We start from the raw sequence: 20870 nt of genomic DNA, 5'->3' as shown, positions 1-20870 counted from the left end.
AAGATGGAAAAGGTGACCGGCCAAGGAACAGCGATGACTCAGACGTCCCCCCGCCCCACGCTTGTCGAGATGCCTCCTGCAGCGCCAACCCAGGCTGGGGCAGCCCCGGTGGTGGAGCCTGCACCGGCAGGGAATCTTACTCGAGCTTTGGCGCGGCAAGTGGTCACGCTGGCGGTGTTGGCTGGGTTGGCGGGGGCTGTGGGGGGTGCGGTGACCTACCAGGCGGTGAATTCGGCCAGCCCTGCGCCTGGGGAACAACGGCAGATGTGGGCAGGTGGGGCGGCAGCGGTGGTGGGCCTGGTGTTGGGCTTGGCGGCGGCGGCGCTCTTGGGGCAGGGCTTGACTCAACCGGCCTGGTTGTTGGTGCAGATGGTGCAGCGGTTGCGGCGGGGGGATTGGCAGGCGCGGGTGGCGCTAACCGGTGGCGATGGCTGGGTGGGGATGGCCCAGGAACTTAACGCCCTGGCGGCCCACCTGCAACAGATGGCGGAGCAACAACAGGCGGAGCAGGAGCAGGCCCAGGCGCTGCGGGATTTGATCCAGCGATTGCGCCAGACCCATGACCCCCAGGCGATCATGGACCAGGTGGTACAAGAGGCCCGGCGGGTGTTGCGTTGCGGCCGGGTGGTGGTCTATGAGTTGGATGCCGAGGGGGTGGGGACGGTGGTGGCGGAATCCGTCGGGTCGGGCTGGCGGTCGGCGCTGCAGGAAAAAATTGATGACCCTTGTTTTCGGGGGGGGTATCTGGCCCAGTACCAGGCAGGACGGGTGCAGGCGGTGGCGGATATCCACCAGGCGGGTCTCCAAGACTGTCATGTGCGCATCCTGGAGCAGTTCCAGGTCAAGGCCAATCTGGTGACGCCGATCCTGGTGGAGGGGAAGTTGTTGGGGTTGCTGATTGCCCACCAGTGCGGCGAACCCCGGGCTTGGACCCAAGGGGAAAAGGAGTTTTTGGCCCAGGTGGCTTTGCAACTGGGGGTGGCCCTGGAGCAGGCGCGGTTGTGGCAGGCGCAACAGGTGCAGATGACCCAGGCGGCCCTGCTCAATCACCTGATTGTCAAGATGCGGGAGTCCCTGGACCGTCAACGCATTTACGACACCACCGTGCGGGAGTTGCGCCAGGCCCTGCAGGCGGACCGCTGCATTGTCTATTTGTTCGATGAGCAGTGGCAGGGGACGGTGGTGGCCGAATCGGTGGCCAATGGGTTTCCCCGGGCGCTGGGGGCGCAAATTCATGACCCCTGCTTTGCCGAAGGGTATGTGGAGAAGTACCGTCAGGGACGGGTGCAGGCGACGCCGGATATCTATCAGGCGGGGTTGACGGCGTGCCATTTGCAGCAGTTGGAGCCGTTCCAGGTCAAGGCCAACTTGGTGGCGCCGATTTTGGCGGAGGGGAAGTTGCTGGGGTTGTTGATTGCCCACCAGTGCAGGGGTCCCCGCCAGTGGCAGCCCCACGAAATTGAACTGATCCGTCAGGTGGCGCTGCAGATGGGGTTTGCCCTGGACCAGGCCATTGCCCTGGAGCGGCAGGAGCAGTTGCGGCGGGAACAGGAGACCAAGGCCAACCTGGCTCAGTTGCTCAATGACATCACCCTGCGCATTCGCCAGACTTTGGACCAGCAGGCGATTTTCCAGACGACGGTGCAGCAAATGCGGGAGGCCCTGGAAAGCGACCGCTGCGTGGTGTATTTGTTTGATGAGCAATGGCAGGGACGGATTGTGGCGGAGTCGGTGGCGCCGGGATGGCCGCGGGCGTTGGGGGCGCAGATTTATGACCCCTGTTTTGCCGAAGGGTATGTGGAGAAGTACCAGCAGGGGCGGGTGCAAGCTACACCGGATATTTATCGGGCAGGATTGACGGCGTGTCATCTCCAGCAGTTGGAACCCTTTGCCGTGAAGGCCAATCTGGTGGCGCCGATTTTGCTGGGGAATAAACTTTTTGGCTTGCTGATTGCCCACCAGTGCAGTGGTCCGCGCCAGTGGCAAGAGGGGGAAATTGAGCTGATGCGGCAGGTGGCGCTGCAAGTGGGGTTTGCCCTGGACCAGGCCAATCTCCTGGCGCAGCAAAGGGCCAAGGCGGAGCAGGAGCAGTTGCTCAACCGCATTACGTCTAGGATTCGGGAGTCCCTGGAGCGGCAACGGATTTACGAGACGACGGTGCAGGAGGTGCGCCAGGCCCTGCGGTGCGACCGGTGTATTGTGTATTTGTTCGACGAGAACTGGCAGGGGACGGTGGTGGCGGAGGCGGTGACGCCTGGGTATCCGCCGGCTTTGGGGGCGCAGATTCACGATCCTTGCTTTGCCCAGGGCTATGTGGAGAAGTACCAGCAGGGGCGGGTGCAAGCTACACCAGATATTGACCAAGCCGGCTTGACACCTTGTCATTTGCAGCAACTGGAGCCGTTTGGGGTCAAGGCCAACTTAGTCGCGCCGATTTTGCTGGGGAATAAGCTGTTTGGGTTGTTGATTGCCCACCAGTGCGACAGTCCCCGCCAGTGGACGGCGTTGGAGATTGACCTGATGCGGCAGGTGGCGCTGCAGGTGGGCTATGCCCTGGACCAGGCGGTGGCCCTGGAGGAACAGGCGACCCTGCGACGGCAGCAGGAATTGGCGGCGGCCCAGGCCCAACGCATCAATGCCATCACGTCGAAAATTCGCCAGAGTCTACAGCGCTCGGCCATCTACAACACGGCGGTGCAGGAGGTGCGCCAAGCCCTACAGTGCGACCGGTGCATTGTGTATCTGTTTGACGAGAACTGGCAAGGGACGGTGGTGGCGGAGGCCGTAACGGGTGGTTGGCCCAAAGCCTTAGGAGCGCAGATTGACGACCCCTGCTTTGCCGAGGGCTATGTGGAGAAGTACCGTCAGGGACGGGTGCAGGCGACGCCGGACATTTACCAAGCCGGGTTGACGCCCTGTCACCTGCAACAGTTAGAACCCTTTGCGGTGAAGGCGAACTTGGTGGCCCCGATCCTGGCGGAGGGGAAGTTGCTGGGGTTGCTGATTGCCCATCAGTGCAGCGGTCCGCGTCAGTGGACGGCGTTAGAGGTTGATTTGCTGCGGCAGGTGGCGCTGCAGGTGGGCTATGCCCTGGACCAGGCCATTTTGCTGGAGCAGGTGGAGCAGGCGCGGCAACAGGCGGAGGCGGTCTCCCAGGAGCAGCGGCAGCAGCGGGAAGCTCTCCAGGGGCAATTGGCGCAATTCCTGGCGGATATTGAGGGTGCCTTCCAGGGGGATTTGACGGTGCGAGCGCGGGTGACGTCGGGGGAAATGGGGACGGTCGCCGACTTTTTCAACGCCATCATCGAAAGCCTGCAGCAACTGGTGCAACAGGTGCAGGTGGCGGCCCAGGCAGTGACTGACACAGCCCAACACAGTGCGCCTTCTGTGCATGCCCTGTCGTCGGAGGCGGCCCGGCAGGCGGAGGCCATCCAAGCTGCTCTAGCCCAAATCCAGCAGATGGTGCGGTCGATTCAGCAGGTGGCGGCTAATGCCCACAGCGCCGAGTTGCAGGTGCAGCGGGCCAACGAAACGGTCCGGGAGGGGGACGAGGCCATGAACCGTACTGTAGCGGGGATTTCAGCGATTCGCGAGACGGTGGCGGCCACGGCTAAGAAGGTCAAGCGCCTGGGCGAGGCTTCTCAAAAAATCTCCCGGGTGGTGAGTCTCATCAGTAACTTTGCCGCCCAGACCAACCTGCTGGCGTTGAATGCGGCCATTGAGGCGGCGCGGGCGGGGGAAGAGGGACGCGGGTTTGCGGTGGTGGCGGAGGAGGTACGCTCCCTGGCCCAGCAATCCGCTAACGCTACTGGGGAAATCGAGCAACTGGTGGAGGAAATCCAGGCGGAAACCAATGAGGTGGTGGCGGCGATGGAGGCGGGGACGGAGCAGGTGGTAGTGGGGACGCAACTGGTGGCTGAGGCGCGCCAGAAACTGAGTCGCATTGCCGAAGTTACAGCCCAAATCAGCAGTTTGGTGGCGGAAATCGCCCAGGCGGCCCAGGCCCAGTCGGAAACCTCCGCGGTGGTCAGTCGTACGATGGAGGACGTGGCCCAGATTGCCAATCATACGTCCCAGCAGTCGGTAGCGGTGGCGGATTCCTTTACCCATTTGGTGGGGGTGGCGGCGGAATTACAGAAAAATGTGGCCCAATTCAAGGTGAGCTAGGTTGAAGGACTGGTCTCGCTGGGCATCCATTCCAGGAGTGCGAATTATCAGCGGTGCCGTGGCCTTGCTGCTGGCGCTAGTGTGGGTGATTTTGGGGGGCTGGTATTTTAGTGCGGGAGTAGCAGCTTTGGTGTTTTGGGGACAGCGGGAGTACTTTGCCTTGGCGCAACGGAAAGGCATCCTCCCAGCGACGAAAACTACCCTGGTAGTGAGCCAACTATTAATCATCACAGCCACCATCGCTCCCAATTTAGCCGACGCCGTATTACCGATTGGTGGGAGCTGGATTTGTTTTTATTTGCTCTTTCAGCCGAAGTTGGCCACCATTGCCGACATTGCCACATCAATTTTGGGGTTGTTTTACGGAGGATATCTGCCCAGTTTTTGGGTGCGGTTACGGGGGGTGGAGCAAAGCGCCTACAGCAACTTGCCTTTGTTGGGCTTTTGGCCGGACGGCGGTGAGTGGCCCTTGGGCTTAAAGGTGACGTTGCTGGCCTTTGGCTGTATTTGGGCAGCGGACATTGGCGCCTTTTTTTTCGGACGGGCCTTTGGCAAGACGAAACTTTCGGAAATCAGTCCCAGAAAGACAGTGGAGGGGGCCGTTTTTGGGGTACTGGCCAGTATGGGAGTAGGAGCCATGGGGGCAGTGCAATTAGCCTGGCCGGTGGGCTTAGGTTTGGTGTTGGGCTGGATGACGGGGGTCACCAGTTTGCTGGGGGATTTGACGGAATCCATGATGAAGCGGGATGCCGGCGTCAAAGATTCCGGGCAGTTTATTCCGGGGCATGGGGGGATTTTGGACCGCGCCGATAGCTATGTCTTTACGGCTCCCCTGGCCTATTACTTTGTGACCCTGCTGGTGCCCCTGCTGGTCGGATGACTAATTGCCCCGATAGATAGATAGTTCCCGTTTCGATATTCAACTTATCTATTTGCCCATCGGAACCCAGGGAAATCCGGGTGGTTTTCGGTTCTGGCGCCAGGGTTTGCAGTTCCAATTCCCAAGGTGAAACCAAAGTTACTTGGGTCCTGTAGGTGTGACCGTTGGCCAAGCACCAATCTATATATTGCTCGCGGATATGGAGTTCCTGAATTCTGGACCTCTGACCGGTCAATTCCTGGAGATAGGGCTGTAAAAAGTCCTGCAATACAGACAGGGATTGATTCACGTTTTGTTCGGTGATGGTGGCCGTGATGGCAACAGCAATTGGTTCGATAAAGGGTTCTTTGTATTGACGGAAAAAAGGCCAATGAAATTGGATATTTTGAGCTTGGAGTACCACCTGCTGTAAGTGAACTTGGCGGTAAATGACGTTGTGGGCACTCACCTGGATAAGGGGTAGACGACCCGACCGCCACAGCGACGTCATGTCTCCTAGGTACACTTGCACTTCAACCGCCTGCGTCACTTGTTGGCGTATCCACCAGCGCAGCAGCGCAGCTAAAGGCTGGGTCAATGCGGCATTAGCGGGCAAAGGCCCCCACTCCATAAACACAATCGCGCGTCCTACAGCGACTCATGATGACCTCAATCTGGAATGTAGCCGTCCGCCTAGGGATGGCCGTGACAACAGGAACATCATCCAAAGCCAAATCATCGTCAATCAGATACCCATTTTCATCATATAGCCGCAGATCAATGTCTCGGCAATCTTGGTCGCAGACAGCAATTATCACATACTCGATGCCTGAACGAAGTCGAATAGCAATCCAATCAGTTTCCCCTTGCCGCAGGACACCAGTGAAAGGCTCATGGGATAGACGATAGCCATCCCAACCCAACGTTCTTGCCACCAGTTGCAACTGCTCCCTGATGCTATGTAAAAAGGGATTGGCCTGAGCACGGATGCCGAATCCTAAGACCAAACCCACAACGCATATGCCCGTCAAAAAACGTTTAATGCTGATCATTTTTTTCACCCCTGACGCGCCCCCCCTACTCAAAAACTATCATGGGCGAGTGGCTTAGTACCAGTTATGTTGCTACGGGTTTATGAAATTGGTTTAAGTAAGCCAGGGTTATCACCTAGGAATTGCCCAATCCTATCGGGAGTGCTGCGTCAGGGCATCCCACTCCGCCGGTGTGAGGGTTTTCATGGTCAGGGCGTGGAGTTCGTTGGTCGCCAGGACACTTTGCAGCGCTTGATAGATGAGTTGGTGCCGCTGGACCCGATTTTTGCCCACAAAGGCCTCAGAGACAATCACCGCCTGCCAATGGTCACCGCCTCCTGTCAGGTCCTGCAGGTCCACCCGGGCGTCCGGCAGATGGGCCTGAATCAGTTGGGTAATTCTCTGGGGCGAGAGCATCCGTCCAGTCCAACCCTAATCCTATTATGCCAGTTAGCTCCGAAGGGGGAACCCCGTCTCGCCAGCCCAAGGGAGCGATGGCGTAACGTAATATATAGAGTTGACCTGTACTGACAACGCCGTTGTTCCAGCGATTCATCAACCTGATTGTTCGGTGGTGGTCCGATTTCACGCTGCAAACGCGGCTCATGGCAGCGGCGACACTGGTCGTTTCGTTGCTGATGAGTTTGTTGACCTTTTGGGCCGTTCATAGTATCCAGCAGGATGCCCGGCTGAATGACACCCGCTTTGGTCGGGATTTGGGGTTACTGTTGGCAGCAAACGTCGCACCCTTGGTAGCCCAAGATAAACGCAATGAACTGGCGCGTCTTTCGGAAAAGTTCTACAACAGCACCTCCAGCATTCGCTACATTTTGTATGCCGATCAAGAAGGGGAAATCTACTTCGGCATTCCCTTTTCAGCGGTGGAGGTGCAAAATTCGTTAACCCTGCGCCGACGCATTCAGTTACCGGAACCGACTACCCCCGACAAACCCTTTGTGCGCCAGCACCTCACGCCTGATGGTCTCATCGCTGACATTTTTGTGCCCCTGGTGCACGAAGGTGAGTACCTTGGCATTTTAGCGCTGGGGATCAATCCCAACCCGACGATTTTGAATGCTTCCTTACTCACCCGCAATATTACCTTAGCTGTTTTTATTTCCATTTGGATTCTGGTGATTCTGGGGGGAGTGTTCAATGCCATTACCATCACCCGCCCGATTCGGGAATTACTCATCGGTGTGAAGAATATTGCCTCGGGGAATTTCCGTCAGCGGATTGACTTACCCTTCGGGGGAGAGCTTGGCGAACTCATCGACAGCTTCAACGACATGGCGGAACGCCTGGCCCGTTATGAGGAGCAAAACATTGAAGAAATCACGGCCCAAAAGGCGAAATTGGATACCTTGATGTCCACGATCGCCGATGGTGCAATTTTGCTGGACCGGGATTTGAAAATTGTGCTGGTAAATCCGGCAGCGGAGCGCCTGTTTGGTTGGTCGGGTCAGACGGTTCTAGGACAGCTGGCAATGGATGTTTTGCCGGAACCAGTCGCTACTACCTTGGCACAGCCCCTGGCCGACCTGATTGAAAAAAAAGCACCCTTGGCTGAACCCCTGGAGTTTTGCATTGCTCTGGAGTCCCCTTACAAACGCATCCTTAAGGTTCTCCTGACGACTGTTTTTGACCAGGTGCGCAACCAACTCCAGGGCATTGCCATTACGATTCAGGACGTCACCCGGGAAATGGAACTCAATGAGGCCAAAAGCCATTTCATCAGCAATGTCTCCCACGAGTTGCGCACGCCCCTATTCAACATCAAATCTTTTATCGAGACGCTGTATGAGTACGGCCATAGTCTAACGGAGGAGCAAAAACAAGATTTTCTGGAAACGGTCAATCGGGAGACGGACCGGCTAACCCGTTTGGTGAATGACGTCCTGGACATCTCCCGTTTAGAATCGGGCAAACCCTATCCTTTGAGTCCCACTTCCCTAAGCGCGGTGATTGAGCAAACGCTGCGTGCCCATCGTCTGACGGCTAAGGACAAGGGCATTCATTTGACAGCGGTGGTGGACCCGGATTTACCGGATGTGATTGGCCACTATGACCTATTGCTCCAGGTGTTTGCCAATTTGGTGGGTAACGCTCTGAAGTTTACACCGGCAGGGGGCTATGTGATCATTTGGGCGTTTCCCTGGGAAGGACGGGTGCGGGTGGAGGTCAGTGATACGGGAATTGGCATTGCGCCAGAACACCAAAAAGCCATTTTTGGCCGGTTTTTCCGGGTGGAAAATCGGGTGCACACCCTGGAGGGCACGGGTCTGGGGTTGTCCATTGTCAAAAGCATTCTGCAAAAGCACCACACGGACATTCATCTGATTAGTGAAGTGGGCATTGGTAGTACCTTCTGGTTTGACCTCGAACCCGCCCAGGGCGTTCCGGGGTAAAATGGCGCTTGGGGGGTGAGGGGGTGCCATGTCTGCTGGGAATCGTCATTTGGCGTTGGCTCTGGGCTACAGCCTGCTCTTGACGTTTGGCTTGATCTTTTTAGATACACATAATTTACTCAGTGAGGAATTTCACTTTCTGGGGGCTAAGGGTTTGATTGCGGCACAAGGGCCAGACCCCCGCTTGAGTGCTATCGGTTATGCCTTTCCCCCTTTGCTGATTTACCTGACTATGCTGCTTGGCTCCCCTATAACTACACAGGTGTTGTTGGTGGCGGGGTTAGTCTTTTGGCTCGGATGGTTGGTGGCCCAATTGCCCTGTCGGCCTCTGTGGCGGCGGGTCATTTTGGGGATGCTGTTGTTCAATCCGGCTTTTGTGGTCATGGTCCTGACCAGTCCGACCTGGACGGCCATTAGCCTGTTTTTAGGTCTGAGTGTTCTCCTGTACTGGCAACTGATTCAGCCGCGGGACCCCCACTACCCCTTGAGTGTGAATCTGGTTCTATTGGGACTGACGCTGACCCCCCTGATGCTCCTGCGGTATGAGTTCTGGTGGCTATTGCCGGTGCTGATGGTTGTCAGTTGGTTTGCCCTCAAAGAATCCTATATCCCCTTGAAGCTCACGGTGGTTCTGGTCATCAGCTTTATGCCCATCATTGCGGTTTTGGGCTTTCTGTACGTGAATTGGTTAATCGCGGGGGATGCCTTTTACTTTCTCCAAGCCCCGGGCAACGGCTTGCGCTGGCCGGAGATGGGCTTGTGGTTGACCTCAGCCCCGGGTTGGCAGGCCCTGGCCGAAAGTCTGCTGTGGTTGGCAAAAACGCTGCCCGCTTATTATGTACTGGCGGCTCTGACGCTCTGGACAGGTCGGCATCGTTGGCTACCGTCTGCGCTGCTGTTGGCGCTTCCTGCGCTGCTGTTGGCGGTCATGCTGTGGCAGGGCCATTTTCTCCCCCAGTTAGCCAGCAGTGGCGCCCTGGTGAGTTTACTGCCGGTGATGTTGTTGCAAGGGCGTCAGTGGCAGCCGGTTCAGTTGCTGCCGATTGTAGCGGTTTTGGGGCTGACGCTTTATAGTAGCGGGCACCTGTTGGCCTCAGCCGATTTAGTGCCGACGGAACAGGTGGTGTGGCAGCAGATCGCTGGCCCCAGGGAAAGCGCCGGTTCTGGGGTTAGGCGTTGGCAGCAAAAACAAAGGGCGCAACAGACCATCGTCCAGGTCTTGTTCGAGCGATTACGACCAGACCAGCGAATTTTACTCGATGATGCCGTCAATTTCAGCTTTATTTATCTCCTGCACAACCCCCATCTGTTTGTCCTACCCCATCAGTACGAATTCAACTTGGCTTTGACCCAACCGGAGGAGGTGGTGAGCTATGTTTTACTGCGGCGCGGAACGGACCTCGAACCCTCGGCCGACCAACTGCAACTGGACAATCTTCCCCTGGGGGGGGCATTTATCAACATTGCCAGCAATGATTTCTACCAGTTATGGCAGCGGCAATAGGAGCGACATTAGCGGGGAAAGATGGCTTGGATTTGGGCAGGAGTCATGCCGTAAAACTCATCCTGGTGTTGTCGGCCGTTGAGTAACCAAAGGAACACCCCCCGCGCACCCAAATTAAAGGCCAATTCTGCCCAGTGACGGTAGAGAACTATCCGCTCGCTTTGCAAGGCGTGGCTCGATAGGGGGCGTCTATTGGTGAGGCTGCGGGGACGACACCATCCTAACTCCCCCAGATACCAAGGTTTGCGGTGCATCGCCAGCGCGCGGGAACGCAACCATTCATCCCCTAACTGGCGGTAGGTTTGACGCGTAGGCGGACGGTCAGAACGCAGCAGAAAATCCCAACCGCGCCGGTCTAGGAATGGTAGCCCAAGGATGGTAGTTTTGGTCAGTTCAACGGCCGGATGGGTGTACATGTGAATACTGCCCAGGGTCAGAGCCGGACGGGTCATATTGAGCGCCAGGTCAATGCCCTCATAAAATTGGGGTTCGGCGCGCAGGTAGTTGAGGGATAACCGGGGCGGTTGATTCAACCATCCTTCTTCCCCAGAACTTACCCATATACGACGGGGGATTTGACCCTGGATAAAAACGGCCTGCCTCTGCAACCAGTCTGCCACAATTTGTTGCATGAAAACATTAGGTTTGACCGGACGGTTTTCCTGGGCGTATATCCCTTTGCCCCTGGGTTCATTAAGGATATCAATAGCAATGATACTGGGATATTTTCCAAGAATCCCTAGGACTTCTCCGGTGTGACTCTGGAAAATTTGCTCTACTTTTTTGTTGAGATAAAACTCTGGGCCGTATTGGAGATATTTATCCTGGTCTTTTAGGGTTAAAAAGGCATTGAGCCACGTACCGGGTGGAACAGCTTCGGCCCATTCTAAATAGCGCAAAATCCCACCATAGGACAACCAGTAATTGCCCAGGACGGCAACCAGCCAAAAACCCAGTTCGCTTAGGCAGGCAACTAATGTATCGAGAAGGCGAAAGACGAATTCCACCGGTTGATTAGGAGCTTGCCACAGGGCGCCATCAAAAACCCCCGGTGGCACCTCCGGTGCAGAAATAGGGTAATCATTGAAGGCCCAAAACCGCAGGGCATTGATACGACTGTTGCGACGAAGCATATCCAGGCGCAAACTTTGGGTCAGGTAGTCCATGACCACATCCTTCAAAGCCCGTCCTGGTTGCTCCCTCGCCTGGCGGTAGCTTTCAACCAATAGGTAGTAGGCATTGACGCCATAAAGGCGGGGCATTTGCTCCACGGCTTGGGACAAGCAAGATGAAAAACTATTTGCCAGAGAGTAAGCGACTGCCCCTGATAAAACAATTCGTCGGGAGAGGGGATTCATTTACCGGTAGCAATGGCGCCGCCAAAGGTGAACCATAGACCGAGTTCAAAGCCATAGCCCGGGCCGTCAATTTGCTTATAGGCTGCCGGTACAATGCGGATGGTGTCGTTGGCTTTGATGCGCAATTGCCCAACCACTTTAGTAAAATCTGCCTCCCGGTCTTGGGTGCCGATAATACTGTCAATCTGGGTGGCGACATCCAGACGATCGGTGACCGGAATAGCCACTTCAGCAAAGGTGCGAAACTCATCCGAACGTTTACTGAAGTAGGGGCGATAAGCCACCTCCAGGGTCCAATAACCAAACCGCTTGCCAACCGGAAATGTACGACTTACCGGCACCCGCACATCCAGGCCCACTCCCCCCCGGGATAAGGGCAAGGGGGCATTGGGATCATACCCCAAGGGAATAATGGGCGTCACCTGCAATGCTGCGGCCCAGCGAGGGTCTTGAGTGAACCGCCAACGTACCCCGACTTCGGCATCGAAAAACCCACTATTGGTGCGAGCAGGGTTGAACTGCTCATCGCGAATCCATTGATAAGGGACTTTGAAAAGGAGGGTAATGTTGTCCTTGAGGCCGTATTCAGCGTAGGCCTCTATTTCTAATTTTTCAAAGCTGCCACTGTCCAGGGTGCGAAATGTCGTGCTCACAAAAGCACCCCCTTCCGGTTGGGTAAATCCCCCCGCCCAAGAGGGATAAGCATGAGCGCCATAGAGGAAAAAACTGACCCCAACAACAGCCCAGAAATTGAGCTTGCCCATGATGTTAGATGCCTCCTTCAATGCGTGATAACTGGTGTGAGGTCAGCGAAATCTTAAGTTAACAGCTTGATTATATCAGAGGGCAGTTTACAGGTGGCGCAGGCTGCTGACAGGGTTTACAGTAAAGAAGGTGTATCTGTGCAATCGGTTCCCTGGCGCTATGGCTCCCCATCACAAGGCTCGCCCCCTGCCTCCGGGTCGTCCCCGCCCGGCCAAGGAACTCTGCAGTGAGTGCGGCCTGTGCGATACGTCCTACATCCATTACGTCAAGTCCGCCTGCGCCTTTTTGCAACAGCAGTTTGACCGCTTAGAAACCCAAACCCACGGCCGCTGCCGCCATGTGGACGATATGGATGAGTGCTATTTTGGGGTCTATCGCCTGATGGTGGCGGCCCGCAAAAAGCAACCGATTGCCGGCGCCCAGTGGACGGGGATTGTCACTACCATTGGCATGCGGATGTTGCAGCAAAATTGGGTGGAAGCTGTCGTTTGTGTGCAAAATACACCGGAGGACCGTTTCCAGCCCAAACCTGTCCTAGCCCGCACCCCCGCAGAGGTGTTGGCCGCCCGGGTGAATAAGCCCACCCTGTCGCCGAACCTGAATCTCTTGGATGCCATCGAACGGTCGGGCATCCGCCGATTGCTGGTCATTGGCGTGGGGTGTCAAATTCAGGCCCTGCGGGCAGTAGAAAAACAGTTGGGTTTGAAAAAGCTGTATGTTCTGGGAACGCCCTGTGTGGATAATGTCACCCGGGCCGGTTTGCAAAAGTTTCTGGAAACCACCAGCCGCTCACCCCACACCGTGGTCCACTACGAATTTATGCAGGACTACCATGTGCATTTCCAACATGCAGATGGCTCGGTGGAAAAAGTACCGTTTTTTGGGTTGAAAACGCGGGAGCTGAAGGATATCTTTGCGCCGTCCTGTTTGAGTTGTTTTGATTATGTCAACGGATTGGCGGATTTGGTGGTGGGCTATATGGGGGCACCTTTTGGCTGGCAATGGCTGGTGGTGCGCAACGCTCGGGGTCAGGAGATGTTGGATTTGGTCAAGGATGAACTGGAACTACAGCCGGTGACCAGTCAAGGACGACGCCAGGAAGCGGTGCAACAAAGTATCGCGGCCTATGACCAGGGAGTAACGTTGCCTATGTGGGCGGCCCGATTGATGGGGGTGGTGATCGAAAAATTAGGCCCCAAAGGTCTGGAGTATGCCCGTTTTTCCATTGACTCCCATTTCACCCGCAACTATCTCTATGTCCGCCGGCACTACCCCCAAAAATTGGTGCGCCATGTGCCGGAGTTCGCTAAAAAAATTGTCAGCCAGTATCGCTTGCCCCAGGATTGATGAGAGTTTTGCATTTGAGTACCTACGACACGTTTGGCGGTGCGGCGCGGGCGGCCTATCGTCTGCATCAGGGGTTGCGCCAGGCAGGGATTGATTCCCAACAGTTGGTGCTCCAGAAACACAGCCAGGACCCGATGGTTGTCGAATACCCCGAACCCCGTTGGCTGCGCCGGTTGCGCTCCATTGCCGACCAATGGCCCTTGCGCTTTTATCCCGAACACGCCCGCGCTTTTTCCGTGCATTGGACGCCCAATGGGGTAACGCGACACATCCACAAACATGATTTTGACCTTTTGCATCTCCACTGGGTCAGCCGTTTTCTCACCCCTGAAGCCCTCCCCCACCTAACCACCAAACCGCTGGTGTGGACGCTCCACGATATGTGGGCTATCACTGGGGGATGCCATTGCAGTCAAGGTTGCGATTCCTTCACGGCTCAATGCGGCTGTTGCCCCCAATTAAAAAGTACGCAAAAACAGGATGTATCCCACTGGCTCTGGCGGCGCAAAAAACGGGCCTGGCGGAATTTTCAACCGGTGATAGTTACCCCCAGTGCCTGGCTGGCCGATGCCGTGAAACGCAGTTCCTTGCTGGGGCATTGTCCGGTCGAGGTGATCCCCAACGGTCTGGATACGGACCGGTATTACCCGATTCCCCCGCCCATCGCGCGCCAGGTGCTCCGCCTACCACCCGATGCGCCCATTGTCCTGACCGGTGGCTTGGGTTTGCTCAAGGAACCCCACAAGGGCTGGGATGTGTTGTGTGCAGCAGCGCAGGTGCTCCGGTCGCAGGTGGACGCTCTTTGGTTGGTGTTTGGGCAGCAGGAGGCGCCGGGTCTGGAGGGGTTACCGGTCCGGTGTTTGGGCAAATTAACGGATGAGGTGGCTCTAGTGTTGGCCTACAGCGCTGCCGATGTGCTGGTGGTGCCGTCACGACAGGAGGCCTTTGGGCAGGTCGCTACGGAGGCCATGGCCTGTGGGACGCCGGTGGTGGGGTTTGCCGGAACGGGGGTGCAGGACATCGTGGACCACCGGGTAAACGGCTATCTGGCTCAGCCCTTTGACCCCCGGGATTTGGCGCAAGGGATGGCTTGGGTGGTGCACCAGGGGGTAGCGTTGCGAGAAGCCGCCCGACAGAAGGTGGAGCGGTGCTTTAGCTTGCCGGTGGTGGTGCAGCAGTATGTTGATCTGTACCGTTCCCTTAGCTCGGCTTCTTCTTAGGCCGCTGCCGTTCAAAGGGTAGGGTTTCCGTTTGGGCGGCCAGCATTTTCTTCTGCTCCTCCACAATTTTCTGCAAATTTTCCGGCAACGGCTCCCGGGAGAGGATAAAGGTTTGCAGCGTTTGGAAGAGGTTGGCCACGACCATGTACATCAGTACCCCGGCAGGTAGGGGGAAAAAGAGAAACATCACCGCCAGTATCAAGGGCAGGGATTTGTTCACCTGATCCTGCTGGGGATTTTTGATGACATCACCCTGGCTAGTAATCAGCTGACTGACGTAGGTACTGGCAGCAAAGATGGCCACCAAAATCAACGTATCCCAGTGAATTACACCCTTGCTATCAACAGCCCCGACTTGACCGAGAGCAGAGATGAACAAAAAGCCTTCATTAGCTGCTAAGCCCGGCACGACGCCAACAAGAGAAACTTTGCCTGGTTGGAGAGCTTTGAGTCGAGCTTGGCCGTTTTCCGTGACCAGTTCCACCAAATCAGCACCGTTTTTCACCGTCCAGCGGGGCATGAGTTCGGGGTGGTTCACCTCCTGGATAATGCTGGTTAGGCTACGGCCATCGGGGGTGCGGAAATCAAGAACGGTCTCTTCCCCCACAGGCAATTTATTCCCTGCCGTGCTCACCACCCGGATGGGATAGTGTAAACCCGGCTGGACATAGATGTTGTGGGATGGGGAGTTAAGGGGTTGAGACTGGACGATTTGGTCGCGGGGTACAATTTCCAATTCCACCGGATAGGACACATCGGCAAAAGGCGAACCCCGCAGGGTGGCAAACAGGGCAAACAGGATGGGCAATTGCAAAAGCAGGGGTAAGCAACCGGCCAGGGGATTGCCAAATTCCTGATAAATCTTGGCCATTTCCTCCTGTTGCTTGGCGGGGTCGTTTTTGTAGCGCTCCTGGATTTCCCGCACCCGCTTTTGCATCACCGGTTGGGCTACCTTCATGCGCCGCATATTGCGAATCTGCCCGGCACTAATCGGCGCCAAGGCCAGCCGCACCACCAGCGTCAGCGCCACAATGGCCAACCCGTAACTCGGCACCACCTGGTAGAAGAAGTCCAGAATGGGTAGCATCAGGTTGTTGGACAGGAAGTTTGTGCCGAACAGGTCCATAAGCTGTATCCCAATGGCGTACTCCCTCTGATATTAACCTTTGTGGCCGTTTTTTGGTGGCTACACTGGAACTATGACCTGGGATGCGGCGCGGGTGGCTCAGGCGTTGGCCGTGGAACAACAGGCGGGCTATCCCAACCTGCAGGGCCGCCAGTACCGGTTTTCCGAGTTTCTCCTGCAACAACTGCGCCTGGTACCCCTGGATTGGCTACCGGCTGCCCAGATCAACCAATGGGAAATCCTACTGGCAGAGCTGCACCACTACCCCCATCTGACTGGCGACCAGCGGGAAGCCCTACTCCAGCGCATCGCCACCTTTTTACCCCACATCCGCCAACCCGTCCCTACACCGGGGGTGCTAGACAAACCAGCGCCGGTGGTTACAGCCGATACCCCTATTCGCCAATTGGAGGTTCTCAAACCGCAGCAGAAGAAATATCTCCAGCAATTGGGGCTGCAAACCCTCGGGGACGTTTTACGCTATTACCCCCGCAGCTATGTGGATTACTCCCAGCACCTGCTGATCAAGGATTTACAGCCGGGGAACACCGTCACGGTGATTGCCACGATTCGCAGTTTTCGTTGTTTCACCAGCCCGAAAAATCCCCAGTTGACCATCCTGGAATGGTGGGTGGCCGACCGGTCCGGGCGTCTGAAAATCAATCGCTATGTCATGGGGAAACGCTATGCCAATAAAGCCTGGCAAGAACAGCAAAAAAAACAGTATCCCCCCGGGACATTGATCGCCGTGTCGGGATTGGTCAAGGGGACAAAGTTCAGCAAAACCCTGACCGACCCCCAAATCCAAGTCATTGACGAGCAAACCGAAGATGCCGTTGCCAAGATGGTGCCGGTGTATGCCCTCAAGGGGGAACTCAAGGCCAGTTGGGTGCGCCAGGCCATCCATGCCGTTTTACCCTTGGTGCGCTCCTGGCCCGATCCCTTACCGGAATCCTTGCGCCGGCGCTACCATCTGGTGTCCCTGGCAACGGCCTACCAGGACATTCACGCCCCCGCTGATGCTCAGGCGTTAAAACGGGCCCGCTATCGCTTGGTGTTCGATGAATTTTTCTACCTGCAACTGAGTTTTTTGCAACGACGGCAACAGCAACGGCAGTATCCGAGTCCGGCGCTGTCAGCCGAAGGAGAACTGTTGCAAAGGTTTCGGGCACACCTGCCGTTTCAGTTGACCAGAGCCCAGGAACGGGTAATTCAAGAAATTCTTCAGGATTTGCGCCAGCCCCGACCCATGCAGCGTCTGGTGCAGGGGGATGTGGGTTCCGGCAAGACGGTGGTGGCGGTTATGGCCATGCTGGCGGCGATTGAAGCGGGCTATCAGGTGGCGATGATGGCCCCGACGGAGGTGCTGGCTGAACAGCACTACCAAAAACTGCTGACATGGTTGACGCCCCTGCACATCCCGGTGGAATTGCTCACGGGTTCGACCAAGGCCAGTCAACGCCGACGAATCCTGGCCCAGTTGGCCACTGGGGAAGTGCCGTTGGTGGTGGGGACCCATGCCCTGATCCAAGAGCAGGTGCAGTTTGCCCGCTTGGGGCTGGTGGTGATTGATGAACAACACCGCTTCGGCGTAGAACAACGGTCCCTGTTGCAACAAAAAGGGATGGCCCCCCACGTCCTGACCATGACGGCCACACCCATTCCCCGCACCCTGGCCCTGGCCCTCCACGGCGATTTGGATGTGAGTCAGCTCGATGAATTGCCCCCCGGTCGCCAACCCATTCAAACGACGGTGATTTCCGGCAGTCAACGCCACTTTGCCTATGACTTGATTCGCCGGGAGGTGGCCCAGGGTCGTCAGGCCTACATCATCTTGCCCCTGGTGGAGGAGTCGGAAAAATTACCGGCCCGGGCCGCCGTCGCCGAGTACCAAAGGTTGCAGGAAATGACCTTCAAGGGGTTGCGCTTGGGGTTACTCCACGGGCGCCAGTCCGCCACCGAAAAAGAAGCCACCCTGCGAGCTTTCCGAGATGGGGAGATTCAAATTCTGGTCAGCACCACCGTGGTGGAGGTGGGCGTGGATGTGCCCAATGCCACAGTGATGCTGGTGGAGAATGCTGAACGATTCGGCTTGGCCCAACTGCACCAACTGCGGGGACGGGTAGGCCGAGGAACGCACCCCTCCTACTGCATCTTGGTCGCCCACAGCCAAGGGGAAGACACCCAGCAGCGCCTACAGGTCCTAACCCAATCCCAGGACGGCTTTTTTATCGCTGAGATGGACCTGCGCCTGCGGGGGCCGGGAGAAATCTTAGGGACGCGACAGGCCGGATTGCCGGATTTAGCCCTGGCCAGTCTCATTGAAGACCAGGAGGTGCTGGAAACGGCCCGCCGCGCCGCAGAACACCTGCTGCAACAGGACCCGGATTTGCGCCGACATCCCCTCCTAACCGCCGAACTGCAACGCCGCTGGGAACAGCTCACCGGTCGAGTGGTGTTGAGTTAAGCGCAGTTACAAAAAGCCCTGGATACCAGGGTCTCTTGCCGTTTCAGGATGTACCTATTCGTTTAACTGGTGGACTGGGGTAACAGCTCGCGGGTGGTTGGTTCGCCAAGCACTTTCACCTGCTTGGTCTCCGGGTCCACATCCACGATGGCCGTATCCCCCGCCTTGATGCGCCCGGACAGGATTTCCTCCGCCAGGGAGTCCTCCAGCAACCGCATAATCGCCCGCCGCAAAGGCCGCGCTCCGTAGGACGGGTTGTAGCCTTCCTCCACCAGCCGGTCCTTGAAGGCCTCCGTCACCCGCAAAGTAATCCCTTGCTCGGCCAGCCGCCCATAGACCTCCTTGAGCATGATGTCGGCAATTTGCTTCACCTCGTCCTTGGTCAGTTGCCGGAAGACGATAATTTCATCAATCCGGTTCAGGAATTCGGGGCGGAAGTATTGTTTGAGCTCCTCATGCACCAGGTTGCGAATCCGGTTGTACTGGGAATCCTCCTGGTTTTCGCTCAACTCAAACCCCAAGCCGCCACCGCCCTTCTCGATGACCTTAGAGCCGATGTTGGAGGTCATCACGATGAGCGTGTTCTTAAAGTCCACCGTGCGCCCCTTGGCATCGGTCAACCGGCCATCCTCCAGGATTTGCAGCAGCAGGTTGAACACATCCGGGTGGGCCTTTTCGATCTCGTCAAACAACACCACCGTATAGGGCCGGCGCCGCACCGCCTCCGTCAATTGGCCCCCCTCGTTGTAGCCCACATAACCCGGCGGTGAGCCAATCAACTTAGAGACCGTGTGCCGCTCCATATACTCCGACATATCCAGGCGGATCATCGCCTCCTCGGAGCCGAAGAAGTAGGCCGCCAGCGCCTTGGTCAACTCCGTCTTGCCCACCCCCGTTGGCCCGGAGAAGATGAAGCTGGCAATCGGCCGGTTCGGGTTCTTGAGACCCACGCGCGCCCGCCGCACCGCTCGGCAAATGGCCCGCACCGCCTCCTCTTGTCCTACGATCCGCTGGTGCAGAGTTTCCTCCATGTGTAGCAGGCGTTCCGACTCCGTCTCCGTCAGCTTGCTCACCGGAATCCCCGTCCAGGAAGCCACGATTTGGGCGATGTCTTCCTCCGTCACCATTGGGGTTTCGCCGCCCCCTTGCTGGGCCTCCGCTTTCTTGCTCTGGACAATAGCTCGGATCTGCGCCTTGATTTCGATCTCCCGGTCCCGCAATTCCCCGGCCCGCTCAAAGTCCTGGGCGCGCACCGCATCGTCCTTTTGGCGCAGGATTTGCCGCAGCTCCTTGTCCAGTTCCTTGGCCGCTGGCGGCAGTTGCGAATTGATGAGCCGCACCCGCGACCCCGCTTCGTCAATCAGGTCAATGGCCTTGTCCGGCAAGAACCGGTCAGAAATGTACCGATCCGCCAGCTTGGCCGCCGCCCGTAGCGCCTCGTCTGTGATCTTCAGCTTGTGGTGCTGCTCATACTTCTCCCGCAGGCCAAATAGGATTTCAATGGTTTCTTCCACCGAGGGTTCCCCTACCATCACCGGCTGGAACCGACGCTCCAAAGCCGCATCCCGCTCAATGTGCTTGCGGTATTCATCCAAAGTAGTGGCCCCAATGCACTGCAACTCACCCCGCGCCAGGGCCGGCTTCAGGATATTGGCCGCGTCAATGGCCCCTTCCGCCGCACCGGCCCCAATCAACGTATGGACTTCATCGATCACCAGGATGACATTCCCCGCCTGGCGAATCTCGTCCATGATTTTCTTGAGCCGCTCTTCAAATTCCCCCCGGTACTTGGTACCCGCCACCAGCAGGCCAATGTCCAGGGTCACCACCCGCTTGTCCTCTAAAATGTCCGGCACGTCCCGATTGGCAATGCGCTGGGCCAAACCCTCGGCAATCGCCGTCTTGCCTACCCCCGGTTCCCCAATCAACACCGGATTGTTCTTGGTCCGGCGCCCCAGGATTTGGATCACCCGCTCAATTTCCTTCTCCCGACCCACCACTGGGTCTAATTTCCCTTCCGCCGCCAACTGGGTGAGGTTGGTTCCGAACTCGTCCAGCGTGGGGGTCTTGGTACGGGTACTGCCGCCGCCAGCGGTCACCTCCGCCGTTTCCCCCAGCATGCGGATCACCTGGGTCCGCACCTTGGACAAATCCACGCCCAAGTTTTCCAACACCCGGGCGGCCACCCCTTCCCCTTCCCGGATCAACCCCAGCAACAGGTGTTCAGTACCGATGTAATTGTGGCCTAACTGCCGGGCCTCCTCCAACGACAATTCCAAAACCCGTTTGGCTCGAGGGGTAAAGGGAATTTCGACCGCCACAAAGCCCGAACCCCGACCAATGATTTTTTCCACCTCAATCCGGGCATCTTTCAGGTTTACACCCATAGACTTGAGCACTTTGGCGGCCACCCCAGTGCCCTCGCCAATCAACCCCAGGAGGATTTGCTCGGTGCCCACGAAGTTATGCCCCAAGCGACGGGCTTCCTCCTGGGCGAGCATGATGACCTTAATGGCCTTTTCCGTGAAACGTTCAAACATAACCTTCCCTGCCCTGAGCCGGTTGTGCAGACACTTCTATCGTACCTTGTCAATGCAGAAATCGGTGGGGGTTAACCG

General features: G+C 57.1%; 14 protein-coding genes. 7 read left to right on the top strand and 7 right to left on the bottom strand.

The genetic code is table 11. The annotated features are described in order from the left end of the window. The first annotated feature begins 33 nt into the window (after window positions 1-33). The gene (locus tag Q6L55_09145) at window positions 34-4167 is read left to right on the top strand and encodes a GAF domain-containing protein (protein ID MEN9258874.1); all 4134 of its coding nucleotides are present in this window, start codon (window positions 34-36) and stop codon (window positions 4165-4167) included. A gap of 37 nt (window positions 4168-4204) precedes the next feature. Then, entirely contained in the window at window positions 4205-5047 is an 843-nt protein-coding gene (locus tag Q6L55_09140) for a phosphatidate cytidylyltransferase (GenBank protein MEN9258873.1), read from the top strand. Here Q6L55_09140 and Q6L55_09135 read toward each other — a convergent pair. The 3 genes from Q6L55_09135 to Q6L55_09125 all read right to left on the bottom strand — a co-directional run bounded on the left by Q6L55_09135 (window position 4989) and on the right by Q6L55_09125 (window position 6474). Then, window positions 4989-5657, bottom strand: a complete 669-nt coding sequence (locus tag Q6L55_09135; protein MEN9258872.1) for an LmeA family phospholipid-binding protein — start codon at window positions 5655-5657, stop codon at window positions 4989-4991. The two genes, Q6L55_09140 and Q6L55_09135, sit on opposite strands and share 59 nt — an antisense overlap. After that, on the bottom strand, window positions 5632-6087 hold the full coding sequence (locus tag Q6L55_09130) for a hypothetical protein (GenBank protein ID MEN9258871.1): 456 nt from the start codon (window positions 6085-6087) through the stop codon (window positions 5632-5634). The genes Q6L55_09135 and Q6L55_09130 overlap by 26 nt, the downstream gene beginning before the upstream one ends. Before the next feature lie 123 nt (window positions 6088-6210). Further along, window positions 6211-6474, bottom strand: a complete 264-nt coding sequence (locus Q6L55_09125) for a BolA/IbaG family iron-sulfur metabolism protein (protein ID MEN9258870.1) — start codon at window positions 6472-6474, stop codon at window positions 6211-6213. A 188-nt stretch (window positions 6475-6662) separates the two neighbouring features. Between Q6L55_09125 and Q6L55_09120 the strand changes: the two genes are divergently transcribed. Both Q6L55_09120 and Q6L55_09115 read left to right on the top strand, forming a co-directional pair. After that, on the top strand, window positions 6663-8465 hold the full coding sequence (locus Q6L55_09120; GenBank protein ID MEN9258869.1) for an ATP-binding protein: 1803 nt from the start codon (window positions 6663-6665) through the stop codon (window positions 8463-8465). Between the two features lie 28 nt (window positions 8466-8493). Continuing rightward, window positions 8494-9969 (top strand): hypothetical protein, encoded by a 1476-nt coding sequence (locus Q6L55_09115; protein MEN9258868.1) that lies wholly within the window; start codon window positions 8494-8496, stop codon window positions 9967-9969. Between the two features lie 8 nt (window positions 9970-9977). Here Q6L55_09115 and Q6L55_09110 read toward each other — a convergent pair whose 3' ends face one another. Both Q6L55_09110 and Q6L55_09105 read right to left on the bottom strand, forming a co-directional pair. Continuing rightward, window positions 9978-11231 carry a hypothetical protein gene (locus Q6L55_09110; protein ID MEN9258867.1) on the bottom strand — a complete coding sequence of 418 codons (1254 nt, stop codon included), beginning with the start codon at window positions 11229-11231 and terminating at the stop codon, window positions 9978-9980. Between the two features lie 92 nt (window positions 11232-11323). Next, entirely contained in the window at window positions 11324-11980 is a 657-nt protein-coding gene (locus tag Q6L55_09105) for a hypothetical protein (protein ID MEN9258866.1), read from the bottom strand. A 271-nt stretch (window positions 11981-12251) separates the two neighbouring features. On the opposite strand from Q6L55_09105, the gene Q6L55_09100 reads away from it, so the two are divergent. Both Q6L55_09100 and Q6L55_09095 read left to right on the top strand, forming a co-directional pair. After that, complete coding sequence (locus Q6L55_09100; GenBank protein ID MEN9258865.1) at window positions 12252-13439, top strand: Coenzyme F420 hydrogenase/dehydrogenase, beta subunit C-terminal domain; 1188 nt, start codon at window positions 12252-12254, stop codon at window positions 13437-13439. Continuing rightward, on the top strand, window positions 13439-14659 hold the full coding sequence (locus Q6L55_09095) for a glycosyltransferase family 4 protein (GenBank protein ID MEN9258864.1): 1221 nt from the start codon (window positions 13439-13441) through the stop codon (window positions 14657-14659). Before Q6L55_09100 ends, Q6L55_09095 begins: the two co-directional genes overlap by 1 nt. Here Q6L55_09095 and yidC read toward each other — a convergent pair. Continuing rightward, window positions 14640-15746 carry a membrane protein insertase YidC gene (yidC, locus tag Q6L55_09090; GenBank protein ID MEN9258863.1) on the bottom strand — a complete coding sequence of 369 codons (1107 nt, stop codon included), beginning with the start codon at window positions 15744-15746 and terminating at the stop codon, window positions 14640-14642. The two genes, Q6L55_09095 and yidC, sit on opposite strands and share 20 nt — an antisense overlap. 112 nt (window positions 15747-15858) lie before the next feature. Between yidC and recG the strand changes: the two genes are divergently transcribed. Continuing rightward, the gene (recG, locus tag Q6L55_09085; GenBank protein ID MEN9258862.1) at window positions 15859-18252 is read left to right on the top strand and encodes an ATP-dependent DNA helicase RecG; all 2394 of its coding nucleotides are present in this window, start codon (window positions 15859-15861) and stop codon (window positions 18250-18252) included. Between the two features lie 62 nt (window positions 18253-18314). Here the strand turns inward: recG and Q6L55_09080 are convergent, their stop codons facing one another. After that, a complete protein-coding gene (locus Q6L55_09080) occupies window positions 18315-20792 on the bottom strand; it encodes an ATP-dependent Clp protease ATP-binding subunit (GenBank protein MEN9258861.1) in 2478 nt (825 codons plus the stop codon). Window positions 20793-20870 lie beyond the last annotated feature (78 nt).

It is taken from the genome of Gloeomargarita sp. SRBZ-1_bins_9, assembly GCA_039794565.1.
Lineage (GTDB): Bacteria > Cyanobacteriota > Cyanobacteriia > Gloeomargaritales > Gloeomargaritaceae > Gloeomargarita.
Note: the sequence above shows the minus strand (reverse complement) of the source record. Positions and strands in the feature narration are given on the sequence as shown.

What these genes read in the sequence shown, in the direction of transcription:
- Q6L55_09080 (MEN9258861.1), bottom strand. Translation starts at nt 20,792, where the DNA reads ATGTTTGAACGTTTCACGGAAAAGGCCATTAAGGTCATCATGCTCGCC.
- Q6L55_09135 (MEN9258872.1), bottom strand. Translation starts at nt 5,657, where the DNA reads ATGGAGTGGGGGCCTTTGCCCGCTAATGCCGCATTGACCCAGCCTTTA.
- Q6L55_09120 (MEN9258869.1), top strand. Translation starts at nt 6,663, where the DNA reads ATGGCAGCGGCGACACTGGTCGTTTCGTTGCTGATGAGTTTGTTGACC.
- Q6L55_09095 (MEN9258864.1), top strand. Translation starts at nt 13,439, where the DNA reads ATGAGAGTTTTGCATTTGAGTACCTACGACACGTTTGGCGGTGCGGCG.
- recG (MEN9258862.1), top strand. Translation starts at nt 15,859, where the DNA reads ATGACCTGGGATGCGGCGCGGGTGGCTCAGGCGTTGGCCGTGGAACAA.
- Q6L55_09125 (MEN9258870.1), bottom strand. Translation starts at nt 6,474, where the DNA reads ATGCTCTCGCCCCAGAGAATTACCCAACTGATTCAGGCCCATCTGCCG.
- Q6L55_09115 (MEN9258868.1), top strand. Translation starts at nt 8,494, where the DNA reads ATGTCTGCTGGGAATCGTCATTTGGCGTTGGCTCTGGGCTACAGCCTG.
- Q6L55_09110 (MEN9258867.1), bottom strand. Translation starts at nt 11,231, where the DNA reads ATGCCCCGCCTTTATGGCGTCAATGCCTACTACCTATTGGTTGAAAGC.
- Q6L55_09100 (MEN9258865.1), top strand. Translation starts at nt 12,252, where the DNA reads ATGGCTCCCCATCACAAGGCTCGCCCCCTGCCTCCGGGTCGTCCCCGC.
- Q6L55_09145 (MEN9258874.1), top strand. Translation starts at nt 34, where the DNA reads ATGACTCAGACGTCCCCCCGCCCCACGCTTGTCGAGATGCCTCCTGCA.
- yidC (MEN9258863.1), bottom strand. Translation starts at nt 15,746, where the DNA reads ATGCTACCCATTCTGGACTTCTTCTACCAGGTGGTGCCGAGTTACGGG.